This is a genomic window from Brachybacterium sp. NPDC056505, from assembly GCF_042794925.1.
Classification (GTDB): Bacteria; Actinomycetota; Actinomycetes; order Actinomycetales; family Dermabacteraceae; genus Brachybacterium; species Brachybacterium kimchii.
The window spans coordinates 38,654-53,812 of the sequence record NZ_JBHTSV010000007.1; the positions used below are offsets into that span (position 1 = coordinate 38,654).

A 15,159-nucleotide genomic window follows, 5' to 3' on the forward strand; every position below is an offset into this window, starting at 1 on the left:
AGCACAGCTCGGGCGACCGGCGCGGGCCGGCTCACGGCGCTGACTCAGCCGACGCGGCTGGCCTCGTACCCGGCCTCCTCGACGGCGGCGAGCACGGCGGACTCGTCGATCACCTCGGGGCCGGAGACGACCAGACGGCCGGTCTCGTGGCTGACCTCGATGCCCTCGACGCCGGGGACCTCGCCGACCTCTTCGCGCACGGACATCTCGCAGTGCCCGCAGGTCATCCCGGTCACCTGGAACTCGGTCGTGGTCATGGACTCCTCCTCGGTTCGTCGGCGCCCGCTCGGGCACAGCTCGAATCTATACCCCTAGGGGGTATAACTGTCAACGAGTCCAGCAGGCCGTCACGCACCGGCGCGTCCCCGCTCTCGGGTACCCTGCGGACACCCGTCCCCATCCGGCTCATGACGTCCACCCCGTCCCCGACCCCGTCGAGCACTCCGCCCGACGCCTGGAGGTTCCCCGTGCCACCCAGGAAACCGCCGACCGTCTACGACGTCGCGACGCGCGCAGGGGTCTCGATCGCAACGGTCTCGCGCGTGCTGCGCAGCCCGCAGAAGGTCACCGAGTCGACGCGGGAGAGGGTGCTCGCCGCGATCGACGAGCTCGGCTACGTCCCCAACGCGAGCGCGCGGGGCCTCGCAGGCCGCCGCACCGGCGTGCTGGGCCTGCTCATCCCCGGCCACGACGCCCCGCCGGTGCCGCAGCCGGGATCCGCGGGCGATCACGTCGTCGAGTTCATCGACGACATGGACCGCAGCTTCGTGGACCCCGAGCGCAACCACTACTTCGAGCAGCTCGTGCGCGGCTGTGAGATCAGCGCCTGGGGCAGCGGCTATGCACTCCTGGTCGCCTCCGGCCCCGACCTCAGCCGGAGCGTGGTGCTGGACGATCTGGAGGGTCGGGTCGACGGGATCATCGTCATCTCCCGCACCGTGCCCGACGACCTCATCGCCCGCTCGGCGCGCCGCGTGCCGCTCGTGGTGGTCGCCGGCCGCGCCGCCGGGACGGCCGATTCCGTGCGCGTGGACAACGCGGGCGGGATGGCGGCGGTGACCCGCCACGTGCTCGCGCGCAAGCCCGAGGGCCCCGTGGTCTACCTGGGCGGACCCGCGGATTCGCCCGACGGGGTCGAGCGCGAGGAGGGCTTCCGCCGGGAGATCGACGGCAGCGGCGAGACCTGGCGCATCGCGTCCACCGACTTCACGACCGAGGGCGGGGCGCAGGAGATGCGCCGCGCCCTCGCGGACGTCCGCCCGGGCGCGGTGATCGCGGCGAACGACCAGAGCGCGCTCGGGGCGCTCACTGCGCTGCGAGAGGCCGGCATCGGCGTCCCGTGCGACTGCGTGGTCACCGGGTTCGACGGCATCGAGGACGCGCGCTGGTCCCGTCCGCCGCTCACCACCGTGCGCCAGCCGATGACGGACGTCGGCGTTCAGGCGGTCCAGACGCTGCTGCGTCGGATGGCCGATGCCGACGCTCCCGGCCAGGACCTGCAGCTCCCGGTCGACGTGCTGCTGCGCGAGAGCTGCGGGCCGCTCGGGCGCTGAGCGCCCGTCGGGCCCGTCGCCCTCATACGATCGGCCGCACGAGCATCCCCTCGGCGACGCTCCCGGGCACCTCGACGCCCTCGCGCCCGAGCACCCGCACCAGCGGACCTTCGCCCGACGCGCCACTCTCCCCCGCGTCGATGTCGAGCTCCACACCGGGCACGAGCCCCAGCTCGCGGGCGGTGCGCAGCACCTCGGGGTCGGCGTCGGAGACCACGAGGACGCGGAAGCGGCCGCTGCCGGTGACGTTCGCGAGGCGCCGCGCGTCCTCGGGGTGTGCCCAGCGGTGGTCGGCATCGGGGATGGGGTCGCCGTGGGGGTCCGCCGTCGGATGCTCGAGGATCGCGTCGATGCGGGCGATGAAGGTGTCGCTCACGGCGTGCTCGAGGCGCTCGGCCTCGTCGTGCACCTCGTCCCAGTCGTAGCCGAGGGCCTCCACCAGGTAGGTCTCCAGCAGACGGTGGCGGCGCACCATCGCGATCGCGCACTGCGCGCCGGCCTCGGTGAGCTCGACGGGCTTGTAGGGGATGCGGGCCACGAGGCCCTGGGCGTCCAGGCGCTTGAGGGTCTCGGTGACGTTGGCGGCGGAGGTGCCGAAGCGCTGGGCGAGCTCGCCCGTGGTGATCGGCGGGGCACCCCATTCGGTGCGCGACCAGATCACCTTGAGGTAGTCCTGGGCCACGGGACTGAGCTCGTCGGGATTCACCCCGGCATCGTATCGCCGGGGCCGATGGCGACCTCCGGTTCGCCCCTGCTCACCCGCCCGCGAGCGACATCGGGACGAGCGCGAGGTTCAGGGCGATGATGAGCGCGACGACGATCCAGGCGATCACGGTGACCGGCCGCGAGTTCGCGAAGCTCCCCATCAGGGCGCGCCGGCCGGTGAGGGTCACGAGCGGCACCAGGGCGAAGGGCAGGCAGAGGCTGAGCACGACCTGGCTGAGCACGAGGGCCGCGGTGGGCTCGGCGCCGATCGCGAGCACGACGAGCGCCGGCAGCAGGGTGAGCAGGCGGGACAGCACGAGCGGAATCCGCCGATGCAGCAGGCCGCGCATGATCTCGCTGCCCGCGTAGGCGCCCACGGAGGAGGAGGCGAGCCCGGAGGCGAGCAGCCCGATCCCGAAGAGCACGCCGACCACGGGCCCGGAGGCGGCGGAGATCGCGGCCTGCGCGCCCTCGATGGTGTCGGTGCCGGGGATCCCGGGGAGCGCCTCGGCGGCCAGGACCAGCATCGCGATGTTCACGGTGCCCGCGAGGCACAGCGAGAGCACCACGTCCCAGCGCGAGGCGCGGACCACGCGGGTGATCCTCCCGGGAGAGCGGTCGCTGCCGTGGCGGTCGCGCACGAGTCCGGCGTGCAGGTAGATCGCGTGGGGCATGACGGTCGCGCCCAGCATCGAGGCCGCGAGCAGCACGGTGCCGCCCCCGTCGAAGCGCGGGATCAGCCCGTCGGCCAGGGCCACCGGATCGGGCGGGGCGACGACGAGCCCGGCGAGGAACCCGATGGTGATCACGCCCAGCAGCCCGATGATCACGTGCTCGAAGGGCCTCTGGCCGAAGCGGGACTGCACGGCGAGCAGGGCCATCGAGACGGCGCCGACGATGACGCCGCCGACCAGCAGCGGGAGCCCGAAGAGGATGCGCAGGGCGATCGCGCCGCCGACGACCTCGGCGATGTCGGTCGCGATCGCCATGGCCTGCGCCTGCAGCCAGAACAGCAGGCGCGAGCGTCGGCCCAGGGTCGCTCCGAGATGATCGGCGAGGGTGCGGCCGGTGACCGCGCCGAGCTTCGCCGAGAGGTACTGGACGAGCATCGCCATGAGGTTCGCGACCACGAGCACCCACAGCAGCAGGTAGCCGTGGCGGGCGCCGGCGGTGATGTTCGCGGCGATGTTCCCGGGGTCCACGTAGGCGACGGCGGCGACGAAGGCCGGGCCCAGCAGACGCAGCGTGCGCCAGGGGCCGCGGGACCGACGGGCGGGGCCGGGCTCGCGCGACCCGTCGGGACGCGCACCGGCCCGACGCCCTTCCTCCGTGCGAGGAACGGGTGCCTGGGTGCGCTGATCGACCACGGGTTCCGCCATGGATTTAACGTACCTTAAAACACGCCTCGATGCACACCCGTCGAGCGCGCGTCGCGACCACTGCACCCCGTCCGCCCGCTCGGGCGTCGACGTCCACCGCGCTCGAGCACCCGCACCCAACCCGCACCGGATTCGTGCCGGATCCGCGCCCAGACACCTCTTGCGCCCGCCTATGTATGCGCATACACTCACAATCCTCCGGCCGTCCGAGCCTGCGCACCCGTCGCGCTCCCCCGGGCGATCGACCGAGCGAGGCTCCTGAGCGAGACCCACGAGTGACCGCCACCAGCAGACCCGCACGGATCGGACCGGAGACCTCTTGCACAACGACGTCAGGATCGAGTCCCGTGCCTTCCACGAACACCCCGCGCGTCGGCCGTCGCACCCTGCTGACCGGGGCCTCCGCTGCACTCCTCGCGGGCGCCGCCTCGGGCTGCAGCCTGCAGGTGCGCAGCCGCCCGGACCCGACCATCGGCGCGGACACCCTGCAGATCGCGGGAGACAAGGGCAATCCGACGTTCACCGCGAACTTCAACCCGTTCCAGGCGAACGCCCGCACGAGCGTCGGCCTGATCTTTGAGCCGCTGATCCTGCTCAACCCGCTCGACGGATCCATGGACCCGTGGCTCGCCGCGGACTGGGACCAGAGCGACCCGTCGTCGGTGACGATGACGCTGCGCGAGGGCGTGACCTGGTCCGACGGCACGCCGCTCACGGCCGACGACGTCCTGTTCACCTTCCGCATGCTCAAGGAGTTCCCGGCCAACGACCTCAAGGGCGTCTGGGGGCATCTCGACTCCCTCGAGGCCGACGGCTCGCGGATCCGCTTCACCCTGAAGGGCGCGGACTCCCCCGCGGTCGGCATCCTCGGCGCGACGCTCATCGTGCCCGAGCACATCTGGTCCGACGTCGAGGACCCCACCACCTGGCGCAACGAGAAGCCCGTCGGCTCGGGCCCCTTCACGCTCGCGAGCTTCACCCCGCTCCAGTACTCGATGGACCGCTTCGCGGACCACTGGGCGGCCGACGACGTGGACGTCGAGCACATCGTGTTCCCCGCCGCGACCGGCGAGCTCGACGTGGTCACCAAGGGCTACGACTGGTGCTACTCGTTCATGAGCGACGTCGACGCCACCTGGGGCGCGGCCAACGCGCACAACCGGCACTGGTTCCCGCCGGGCGGCATCATCGGGCTGCACCCGAACCACGACAAGGCGCCGTTCGACGACCTCGACGTGCGCCGCGGCCTCGCGCTCGCGATCGACGGCGACGCCGTGGGCCAGGCCGCCGCGGAGGGCTACATGGACGAGGCCGGCCAGACCGGCCTGCTCCTGCCCAACCAGGAGGACCTCCTGGATCCCTCGATCCCCGACAAGGGGATCATCGTCCAGGACGCGAAGGCCGCCATCGCCTCCTTCGAGAAGGCCGGCTTCACGCACGACGGGTCCGTCATGCGCACGAAGGACGGCGACCCCTTCACCCTCGCGATCACCACCGCCAACGGGTACACCGACTGGCTGCGGGCGGTCCAGGAGGTCCAGCGCCAGCTCGGGAAGATCGGCATCGAGGTCACCATCTCCGCGCCGCAGGCCGCCGCCTACGAGGCCGCGCTCTCCGACGGCGACTTCACGCTCGCGGTCGGCTCCTCCAACGGCTCGGACGCCTACCAGGGGTACGCGAACCTGCTCTCGAGCGAGTACTACCAGCCCGTCGGGAAGACCAGCCAGAACAACCGCATCCGCTTCCGCGACGACGAGGTCGACGACCTGCTGCGCCGCTACCGCGAGAGCGTCGACAAGGACGAGCAGACCCAGATCATCCACGGCCTCGAGCAGGCCTTCTACGAGAAGATCCCGATCATCTCCCTCTACTACGGCGGTCTCTGGGGGCTGTACAACGACGGCCGGTTCACCGGCTGGCCCGATGCCGAGGACCCGTACACCGCGCCGCAGACGTACGGCTCCTCCCCCCTGAAGGTGCTCGCCCGGCTGCGCCGCGCGGGGAAGGAGAGCGCGTCATGAGATACGTGCTGAACAAGCTCGGCCTGTTCGCCCTCACCCTGTGGGCGGCGGTCACCCTGAACTTCCTGCTGCCGCGCCTGATGCCCGGCTCCCCGGCCGACGCCGCGATCGCGCGGCTCGCCCAGAACGGCCCGGTCTCCGAGGAGACCCGAGCCGCCGTCGAGGCCCAGCTGGGAGTGCCGGACGGCAGCCTGCTCGCCCAGTACTGGGCGTACCTGGGGCAGGTCGTGCACCTCGACTTCGGCGTGTCCTACGCGTTCTACCCGGAGCCGGTGAGCGGGCTCATCGGCCGCGCCCTGCCCTACACGCTGATCCTGGTGGGCGCGGTGACCGTGCTGGCCTTCGTGCTGGGCACCCTGCTGGGCGTGATGGCCGCATGGAAGCGGGGCACCTGGATGGACGCCCTGCCCACCGTGGGAGGCAGCTTCATCAACACCTTCCCCTACTTCTGGACCTCGCTGCTGCTGCTGTTCTTCCTCGGGTACATCGCCCACCTGTTCCCGACCTCGGGCGCGTACTCGGCGACCACCACCCCGCAGCTCAGCGGCTCCTTCGTCGTCGACGCGCTCTACCACGCGGCGCTGCCGGCGCTCACCCTGCTGGTGACGTCGCTGGGCGGCTGGATCATCGGCATGCGCAACGCCATGATCAACACGCTCGGCGAGGACTACGTGACCTTCGCCGAGGCCAACGGCATCGGCGGGCGCACCGTCGCCCTGCGCTACGCCGCTCGCAACGCGATCCTGCCCAACCTCACGGGCTTCGGGATGGCCCTCGGCGGGGTCGTCGGCGGCTCGATCCTCGTCGAGCAGGTCTTCGGCTACCCCGGCATCGGGTTCCTGCTGTTCAACGCCGTGATCGGCCAGGACTACCCGCTCATGCAGGCGCTCTTCCTCATGATCACCGTGAGCGTGCTGGTGGCGAACCTGCTCGTGGACATCCTCTACGGCGCCCTCGACCCAAGGACCAGGCGATGAACCGCAGACCAGAGACCGCACCGGGGACGGCCCCCGCGACCGGCGCGCCCCGCAACGGTGCTCCCGGGACCGACGCAACCGGGACCGAGCGGCGGATCCACCCGGGGCTGCGCGCCCTGGCGTCGTCGGCCCGCACGGTGTGGGGCAACCGCAAGGCCCGCATCGGTCTGATCGTCATCGGCATCCTGCTGCTGGTGGCGCTGCTCGCGCCGCTGCTCGCCCCCTACGGCCCCACCGACAACTCCTTCGACCGCAGCCAGGACGCCTCGCTCCAGCACTGGCTGGGCACCACGGCCGCCGGGGAGGACGTGCTCAGCCAGCTGATCTTCGGCGCGCGCATCAGCGTGCTGGTGGGCTTCGGCGCCGGCTTCATCTCGACCCTGATCGCCGTGATCGTGGGGCTCACCTGGGGGTACCTGACGGGCTTCGCGGCCGACGCGATCAACTTCCTCGTCAACCTGTTCCTGGTGATCCCGGGGATGCCGCTGATGATCGTGGTCGCGACCTATCTCAGCAACGGCGGCATCTCGGTGATCATCGTGGTCATCGCGATCACCGGCTGGGCCTGGGGCGCGCGCGTGCTGCGCAGCCAGACCGCGACCCTGCGCTCGCGGGACTTCGTGCAGTCCGCCCGGTTCTCCGGCGAGCGGGCGGGCCGGATCATCTTCCGCGAGATCCTGCCCAACATGACGTCCCTGATCACGGGCTCCTTCTTCGGGGCGGCGACCGCCGCGATCCTCGCCGAGGCGGGGCTCGAGTTCCTGGGCCTCGGGGACTCCTCGGTGGTCAGCTGGGGAACGATGATCTATTGGGCGCAGAACTCCAACGCGCTGCTCACCGGGCAGTGGGCGCTGCTGTTCGCCCCCGGTCTGTGCATCGCCCTCATGGCCACGTCGCTCACGCTCATCAACTTCGGCGTGGACGGCATCAGCAACCCGCGACTGCGGGAAGGGAGCACCGGACGATGACCAGCGCCCAGACCTCCCCCGCGCAGGACTCCGCGGCCGACGGGCCGATCCTCGCGGTCCAGGACCTCTCCGTCGTCTACGAGCCCGTCGGCGCCTCCCCCACCCACGCGGTGCGCGAAGTGAGCCTCGAGGTCTCCCGCGGGGAGTTCGTCGGGCTCGTCGGCGAGTCCGGCTCGGGCAAGTCCACCCTCGGCTTCGCGATCACGGGGCTCGCCTCGGCGCCCGCGCGGATCGAGGGCGGGCGCATCCTCTTCGGGGGCCGCGACATCGCCACCATGGACCACGAGTCGCTGCGCGCCCAGCGCCAGGGCGGCTTCGCGATGGTGCTGCAGTCCGGCATGAACGCGCTGAACCCGGTGCGGACGATCCGCAAGCACTTCCACGACATCTTCGCCGCCCACGGGCACGTGCCCCGGGCACGGCGCGATGATCGCGCCGCGGAGCTCGTGGGCAAGGTGTCCCTGGGGCCCGACGTGCTGGACCGCTATCCCGACCAGCTCTCCGGCGGCATGCGCCAGCGCGTGACGATCGCGCTCGCGCTCTCGCTGGAACCGCAGCTGATGGTGTTCGACGAGCCCACGACGGCGCTCGACGTGCTGGTCCAGCACGCCGTCATGGACACCATCCGCGAGCTGCAGGCCAGCGAGGGCTTCACGGCGATCCTCATCAGCCACGACCTGGGCGTGGTGCTCGAATCGGCGCACCGCGTGCTCGTCATGCACGACGGCCGGATCGTCGAGGACGCCTCGAGCACCGACATCCTCACCCGCCCCCAGCACGAGTACACGCGGATGCTGCTCTCCCACTATGCGGACCCGCGGGCAGAGGTCGTGAGCCTGCCCGGTCTCGAGGACCGCGCGGTGCTGCCCGCGGATCGGGCCGATGGGGAGTCGGAGCGGACCCGCGCGCCAGGCCCGTCGGCAGCGTCGGCAGCATCGGCAGGACCCGAGCTGCGCGTGCGCGGCGTGAGCAAGGCCTATGCGCCCCCGCGGCGCGGCCTGCCGCCCGTGCGCGCCGTCCAGGACGTCTCCTTCACGCTCGCGCCGGGCGGGGCGACGGCCCTCGTCGGCCAGTCCGGAAGCGGCAAGTCCACCCTCGCGAAGCTCATCACCGGCATCGAGCGGCCCACCGAGGGCAGGATCGAGATCGGCGACGTGTCCGTGGGCGACCTGCCCAGGCGCCGGCTGCGGGACCTCCGCCGCACCGTGCAGATGGTCTTCCAGGATCCGTACGCGGCCCTGAACCCGCTGAGCACGGTCGAGTACACGCTCTCGCGGGCCGTCGCGAACCTCACCGACGTGCGCCGCGACGGCGTGCGGCGCCGGGTGCGCGAGCTGCTGGAGACGGTGGGGCTGACGCCGGTCGAGCAGTACCTGACCAAACTCCCCCACCAGCTCTCGGGCGGGCAGCGCCAGCGGGTCGTGATCGCCCGGGCGCTCGCCTGCGACCCCCGCGTGATCATCGCCGACGAGCCCGTCTCCATGCTCGACGTGTCGCTGCGCGCCGGGGTGCTCTCGCTGCTGCGCGAGCTGCGGGAGACCACCGGCGTCTCCCTGCTGTACATCACGCACGACCTGCTCAGCGCCCGTCTCGTCACCGACGAGATCATCGTGCTGCACGAGGGCCGGATCGCCGAGGACGGCCCGACGGCCCAGGTCATGCGGGCCCCGCGCGACGAGTACACGATCCGTCTGCTCGACGCGATCCCCGATCCCCGCCGGGCGCTCAGCGCCTGAGACGACCCACCACGAAGGAGTCCCATGTCCACTCTCCGCTTCCCCGACGGCTTCCGCTGGGGCGCCGCGACCGCCGCCCACCAGATCGAGGGCAACAACGTGAACTCGAACTGGTGGGAGCTCGAGCACCGGCCCGGCTCCCCGGTCGTGGAGCCCAGCAACGACGCGGCGGACAGCTACCACCGCTTCGCCGAGGACATCGCCCTGCTCGCGGACGCCGGCATGAACGCCTACCGCTTCAGCATCGAGTGGGCGCGCATCGAGCCCGAGCGCGGCGTGGTCTCCCGGGCCGAGCTGGCCCACTACCGGCGGATGATCCAGACCTGCCTCGACCACGGCGTCGAGCCCATCGTCACCCTCATGCACTTCACGGTGCCGCGCTGGTTCGAGCGCGACGGCTTCTGGCGGGCCGACGATGCCCCCGAGCTGTTCGCCCGCTACACCGAGAGCGTGCTCGGGATCCTCGACGGGGTGCGCGTGGTGTGCACGATCAACGAGCCGAACATCGCGGCGATGCTCGCGGGCGGCGAGGACGCGAAGAACCTGGTCGCGCACGGCCTGCCGTTCCCCGACCTGCACGTGGCCGATCAGCTGCTGGCCTCCCACCGCCGCTCCCGCGAGGTGCTCTCCGCGCTGCCGGGCGTGCAGTCCGGCTGGACGATCGCCACCCAGGCCTTCCACGCGAGCGACGAGGAGGGCAGCGAGCAGGCGCTGCAGGAGTACGGGCATCCGCGCGACTTCTGGTACCTCGAGAACTCCGCGGGAGACGACTTCCTGGGCGTGCAGGCCTACACCCGCACCTTCATCGGCCCGGACGGTCCGCGCCCGGTCGCCGACGGGGTCGAGACCACGCTGACCGGATGGGAGTACTTCCCTCCGGCGGCGGAGCTGGGACTGCGCAGCGCCTGGGAGCTCAGCGGCCACGTGCCGCTGATGATCACCGAGAACGGCATCGCGACCGCCGACGACGCCCGCCGCATCGACTACACGCGCGGCGCCCTCGAGGGCGTGCACCGGGCGATCGCCGACGGCATCGACGTGCGCGGATACCTGCACTGGTCGCTGCTGGACAACTTCGAGTGGGCGAGCGGGTATCGGCCGACGTTCGGGCTGGTGGGCTGGGACCCGCAGACCTTCGAGCGCCGGCCCAAGCCGAGCCTCGAGTGGCTCGGCGACGTCGCGCGGCGCGGCGCGCTGGAGACGGAGACCTCCGCGGCGGAGTGAGCGTCGGACCAGATGGTGCGCGACGCGCGGATCTGCCGGTCCTCAGTCCACAGTCCTCGGACCAGCCGGCCTGCAGCGCTCAGACCAGCTGGTCCTCGCCCGGGCGATCGGGCGTCTGCGCCGAGGCCGAGGCGGCGGCCCTCCGGGACTTGGCCCGCTTGCGCAGGGCCTCGATGAGCATCGGCACCACGGAGACGAACACGAGGGCGAGCACGGCGATCTCGAGGTTCTCGCGGATGAACGTGACGCTGCCCAGCGCGTAGCCGAGCATCGTGATGAGCACGACCCAGAGCACGGCGCCGACGGCGGACCAGGTGTAGAAGATGCGCCGCTGCATCTGACCGACGCCGGCGACGACGGTGATGAAGGTGCGCACGATCGGGACGAAGCGGCCCAGCACCAGGGCGCGCCGGCCGTAGCGGTCGAAGAACTCGATGGTGCGGTCGAAGTAGCGGCGCTTGAGGAGGCGGCCGTCGCGCTCGTAGAGCTTCCCGCCCAGGCCGCGACCGATCTCGTACCCCACGACGTTGCCGGCGAACGCGGCGACGCACAGGGTCAGCAGGGACAGCGCGAGCGGGACGCCGAGACCGCCGCCGTGGGAGAACATGCCGACGGCGAAGAGCAGGGAGTCGCCGGGAAGGATCGGGAAGAACAGTCCGCACTCGATGAAGACGATCGCGTGGGCGACCCACCAGAAGGCGGCGCCGAAGCGCTCCAGCAGCTGCGTGGGGTCCATCAGCATGTGCAGCAGGTCCATGGGGCCTCTTCCGTGGTCACGTCTCGTGGTCGTGTCGATGTCGGGGCGCGGTGCGCAGGACGCCGGTGCGCCCGGCGCGGGCGTCGCACGCCGCGCGGGGCGGGTTGCGCGACGGGACGCGCGCGGACGCCACGTCCATCTTCCGCCACGGTGTCCGATTCTGCGAGCGCTCGTGGTGCAGGCGTCATGCGAGGACTGTGCAGAAGCTGTGGGGGCGGGCCGCGCGCACTCCGCGAGCGGGCCCCCGCACGTGGCCGGACTCGCACGGCCGCGCCCTGATGGACGTGCCGCAAGCCGGATAGATTGTTCCCGCTCCGCGTCATCAGGCATCGCCCCGCGCCGCCGCACCGCACTCGCCCCGCCCAGGAAGGCCCCCATGATCGAGATCCTCAGCCCCTCCGAGATCACCCGCGCCCGCGCGACCGGGGCGCTCGTCGGCCGCATCCTCCAGACCATGCGCGAGCGCGCCCAGGTGGGGACGAACCTGCTGGAGATCGACGAGTGGACGAAGGAGATGATCCTCGAGGCCGGCGCGAAGTCCTGCTACGTCGACTACGCGCCCTCCTTCGGCGACGGCCCCTTCGGCCACTGGATCTGCACCTCGGTCAACGACGCCGTGCTGCACGGGATGCCCCGCGATCAGGTCCTCGCCGACGGCGACCTGCTCACTCTCGACCTCGCCGTGATCCTCGACGGCATCGCGTCGGACGCCGCGATCAGCTTCGTGGTCGGCCGGGAGCGCGACCCCGAGGACACCGCCCTCATCGAGACCACCCGGCGGGCCCTCGCGGCCGGCATCGAGGCCGCCGGCCCGGATGCGCGACTGGGCGACGTCTCGCATGCCATCGGCCAGGTGCTCTCCGGCGCCGGATACCCGATCAACATGGACTTCGGCGGCCACGGCATCGGCACCACGATGCACCAGGACCCGCACGTCGCCAACGACGGCCGCCCCGGCCGGGGGCTGCGCCTGCGCCCCGGGATGCTGCTCGCGCTCGAGCCCTGGATCATGGTCGACACCGACGAGCTGGTCACCGATCCCGAGGACGGCTGGACCCTGCGCAGCGTGACCGGCGCGCGCACCGCCCACACCGAGCACACGATCGCGATCACCGCGGACGGCGCCGAGATCATGACCCTCGCGCCCGGCGCCAGCAGCTGACCTGCTCGCGGGGCCGACGTCCCTGGAGGGCGGCGGCTCCGCTGCGCGGCGGCGCCCACTACGCTGAAGCGCGTGATGACGACGCCGTCCCCACCGCTCTCCTCGCCGCCCGCCGAGCACGGTCCCGGCCGCGACACCGGCCCCGCTCGCGACCTCGAGACCCTCCGCCCGCGGATCCCGCTGCCGGACCTCTGGCGGGCCGACTGGATCACCGCCTCTCCGCGGGCCGCAGATCCGCACGCGGCCCCGATCTTCCGCCGGACATGGGATCTGCACTCCCCCATCGCCCGGGCGACGCTGCACGTCTCCGGGCTCGGCACCGTGCTGGCCTGGGTCAACGGCCACCCGGCGAGCGAGCAGCGTCTCGCGCCGGGGCTCACGAACGCCTCGGTCGCCGCCCGCGCGGTGAGCTGGGACGTGACCGCGCAGGCGGCGGGGTCGACGCGAGTCTGCCTCGCCGCGGAGCTCGGACGTGGCTTCTTCGACCTGCACTCGCCCGAGGTCTGGATGTGGTCGGAGGCGCCCTGGCGCGCTTCCCCGCGTCTGACCGCCGAGCTCCACGTGACCTGCGAGGACGGCAGCGAGCACGTCCTGGTCACCGACGAGACGTGGCGCTGCGCGACCGGCGGGCTCCGCTTCGACAGCCTGTACGAGGGCGAGACCTGGGACGAGGCCCTCGAACCCCACGGCTGGCGGGAGCCCGGCTTCGAGGATTCCGAGGACGACGAGGGCACCGGGGACACCGGGGACACCGAGAGCTCCGAGCACCCCGGCTCCCACGACACTCGCGCCTCCTCGCAGTGGGCTCCCGTCACGGTGCTCGCCCCCGACCCCGGCCCGTCGGCCGCGCTGCCCCGCCCGCGCGCCGCCCGCGAGATCCCGACCGCCGGGCTGCCGCTGCGCGAGGCCATGGCCGAGCCGATCCTCGTGCAGGAGACCCTGCTGCCCACATGGACGGACCTCGGCGACGGACGCTTCGTCGGCGACCTAGGGCGCGTCGTCGCCGGCTGGACGCGTCTCGAGCCGCTCACGGACGAGCGTCTCGAGGTCACCCTCGTCCACGGCGAGCGCCTCGCGGACGACGGCTCCGTGATCGCCGAGAACGCCTTCATCCCCACCGGTCGCTTCCAGCGCGACCAGGTGGCGCTCGAGGGCCGACCTTTCGAGTCCCACCACACCTACAAGGGGTTCCGGTACGTCGAGGTGCGGGGCGCCGTGCCGGGACAGGACGCGGAGATCCTGGGCCGCGCCGCCTGGGCCGACGTGCCGCTCGTCGGCGGCACGGAGACCTCGGACCCGACCCTCGCGTGGCTCGAGGAGGCCTTCGTCGCGACCGTCCGCGCGAACCTCCACTGGGTGCTCACGGACACCCCGACGTACGAGAAGAACGGCTGGACGGGCGATGCGCAGGTGGCTCTGCCGGCCCTGCTCACCCGCTTCGACCTGCGGCGATTCCTCACCAGCTGGCTCGACGACTTCCTCGACGCGCAGCGCGAGGACGGCTCGCTGCCCGTGATCGTGCCGTCGGCCGGATGGGGCTACGGCGACGGCCAGTGCGCGCCCGCCCCCGAATGGACGACGCTGTACCCGGTGCTCGTGGACGCGCTCGAGGGCGAGTACGGCCTGGACCTGTGGCCGATCCACGGCGAGGCCGTCGAGGACTACCTGGACTTCGAGCTGGGCCGGATCGACGCGGACGGCCTCGCGGTCGGGATCCTGGGCGACTACCTCTCTCCCGGGGCCGACGGCCCTCCGCCCGAGGACGTGCGCCTGGAGTCCTCCCTGCTGCTGCACCGGGCACTGGACGTGATAGCGCGCGCGGGCCGCAGCATCCATCGCGAGCGCTATGCCCGCGCCCGCGACGAGCTCGCCGCGCACGTGCTGCGCGTCTTCTTCGACGCAGAGCGCTCGGTGTTCGCCTCGGCGCCGCTGCACGGGAGCCCCCACCTCGCCGACGGTGACGGGGCCGGGAACTCCGCCCTGCCGGAATCGCCTGCCCACTCGGACCCACGCGCCCCAACGGACCCGGGCTTCCGCCAGACCCCGCAGATCCTGGCCCTGACCTCCGGGATCGTCCCCGCCGGGCACGTCGATGCGGTCCGCAGGCATCTTGTCGAGGAGATCCGCGCGCGCGGCGACCACCACGACGCCGGCTGCCTGGGCATGGCGCATCTGGGCGGCGTGCTCGTGCAGGCGGGTCGCGCGGACCTGGCGCTCGCGGTCGCCCGCAACCCCGCGCCGCCCAGCTGGGAGAGCTGGCGCCTCGCGGGCCATCGCACCCTGCTGGAGATGTGGGTCGAGCCCGTGCGCTCGCGCGCCCACTACTTCATGGGCGCCGGCGTGGACTTCGTGGCCCGCGACCTGGTGGGCCTGCACCGGACCGCCCCGGACTGGGCGACCTTCGAGCTGCGGCCCGTCCTCGTCCCGGGGATCGCACGCCTCGCGGTCGAGCACCGCGGGATCCGGGCGGGCTGGGAGCAGGGTGCCGACGAGGATCTGCGCGGTGACGCGGATGGGGCCTCCGACCTGGACATCCCCCGTTCGAGGGTGCACCTCACGGTGCCCGACGGCTCCCGGGCACTCGTGCACCTGCCGGACGGTCGCCGCCTCGAGGTCGGGCCGGGCGAGCACCGCTGGGAGCTGTGAGGGCCCGGCCGCGGCGGGCGGATGCCTGCGA

At 72.2% G+C, this 15,159-nt stretch carries 12 protein-coding genes; 8 read left to right on the top strand and 4 right to left on the bottom strand.

Annotation, left to right across the window (positions count from 1 at the left end; genetic code table 11):
* Positions 1-44: 44 nt before the first annotated feature.
* Complete coding sequence (locus ACFQ53_RS06730) at positions 45-257, bottom strand: heavy-metal-associated domain-containing protein (protein WP_377857158.1); 213 nt, start codon at positions 255-257, stop codon at positions 45-47.
* A 210-nt stretch (positions 258-467) separates the two neighbouring features.
* On the opposite strand from ACFQ53_RS06730, the gene ACFQ53_RS06735 reads away from it, so the two are divergent.
* Positions 468-1,553, top strand: a complete 1,086-nt coding sequence (locus ACFQ53_RS06735) for a LacI family DNA-binding transcriptional regulator (protein WP_377857161.1) — start codon at positions 468-470, stop codon at positions 1,551-1,553.
* Between the two features lie 22 nt (positions 1,554-1,575).
* Here ACFQ53_RS06735 and ACFQ53_RS06740 read toward each other — a convergent pair whose 3' ends face one another.
* Together ACFQ53_RS06740 and ACFQ53_RS06745 are read right to left on the bottom strand one after the other, a co-directional pair.
* Complete coding sequence (locus ACFQ53_RS06740) at positions 1,576-2,259, bottom strand: metal-dependent transcriptional regulator (protein WP_377857164.1); 684 nt, start codon at positions 2,257-2,259, stop codon at positions 1,576-1,578.
* 49 nt (positions 2,260-2,308) lie between these two features.
* Positions 2,309-3,637 (bottom strand): Nramp family divalent metal transporter, encoded by a 1,329-nt coding sequence (locus tag ACFQ53_RS06745; protein WP_377857167.1) that lies wholly within the window; start codon positions 3,635-3,637, stop codon positions 2,309-2,311.
* Positions 3,638-3,984: 347 nt separating this feature from the next.
* Here ACFQ53_RS06745 and ACFQ53_RS06750 point away from each other — a divergent pair, with 347 nt between their 5' ends.
* Genes ACFQ53_RS06750 through ACFQ53_RS06770 form a run of 5 tightly spaced genes read left to right on the top strand, consistent with a single transcriptional unit; the run spans position 3,985 to position 10,563 of the window.
* Positions 3,985-5,658: an ABC transporter substrate-binding protein gene (locus tag ACFQ53_RS06750; RefSeq protein ID WP_377857170.1), complete on the top strand. Its 1,674-nt coding sequence runs from the start codon at positions 3,985-3,987 to the stop codon at positions 5,656-5,658.
* Complete coding sequence (locus ACFQ53_RS06755) at positions 5,655-6,635, top strand: ABC transporter permease (RefSeq protein WP_377857173.1); 981 nt, start codon at positions 5,655-5,657, stop codon at positions 6,633-6,635. Before ACFQ53_RS06750 ends, ACFQ53_RS06755 begins: the two co-directional genes overlap by 4 nt.
* Complete coding sequence (locus ACFQ53_RS06760; protein ID WP_377857177.1) at positions 6,632-7,603, top strand: ABC transporter permease; 972 nt, start codon at positions 6,632-6,634, stop codon at positions 7,601-7,603. Before ACFQ53_RS06755 ends, ACFQ53_RS06760 begins: the two co-directional genes overlap by 4 nt.
* Positions 7,600-9,339: an ABC transporter ATP-binding protein gene (locus tag ACFQ53_RS06765; protein ID WP_377857180.1), complete on the top strand. Its 1,740-nt coding sequence runs from the start codon at positions 7,600-7,602 to the stop codon at positions 9,337-9,339. The genes ACFQ53_RS06760 and ACFQ53_RS06765 overlap by 4 nt, the downstream gene beginning before the upstream one ends.
* Before the next feature lie 24 nt (positions 9,340-9,363).
* On the top strand, positions 9,364-10,563 hold the full coding sequence (locus tag ACFQ53_RS06770) for a glycoside hydrolase family 1 protein (protein WP_377857183.1): 1,200 nt from the start codon (positions 9,364-9,366) through the stop codon (positions 10,561-10,563).
* Positions 10,564-10,642: 79 nt separating this feature from the next.
* Here ACFQ53_RS06770 and ACFQ53_RS06775 read toward each other — a convergent pair whose 3' ends face one another.
* A complete protein-coding gene (locus tag ACFQ53_RS06775; protein WP_377857186.1) occupies positions 10,643-11,320 on the bottom strand; it encodes a VTT domain-containing protein in 678 nt (225 codons plus the stop codon).
* A 376-nt stretch (positions 11,321-11,696) separates the two neighbouring features.
* On the opposite strand from ACFQ53_RS06775, the gene map reads away from it, so the two are divergent.
* Together map and ACFQ53_RS06785 are read left to right on the top strand one after the other, a co-directional pair.
* Complete coding sequence (gene map, locus ACFQ53_RS06780) at positions 11,697-12,482, top strand: type I methionyl aminopeptidase (RefSeq protein ID WP_377857189.1); 786 nt, start codon at positions 11,697-11,699, stop codon at positions 12,480-12,482.
* A gap of 75 nt (positions 12,483-12,557) precedes the next feature.
* A complete protein-coding gene (locus tag ACFQ53_RS06785) occupies positions 12,558-15,128 on the top strand; it encodes a family 78 glycoside hydrolase catalytic domain (protein ID WP_377857384.1) in 2,571 nt (856 codons plus the stop codon).
* Positions 15,129-15,159 lie beyond the last annotated feature (31 nt).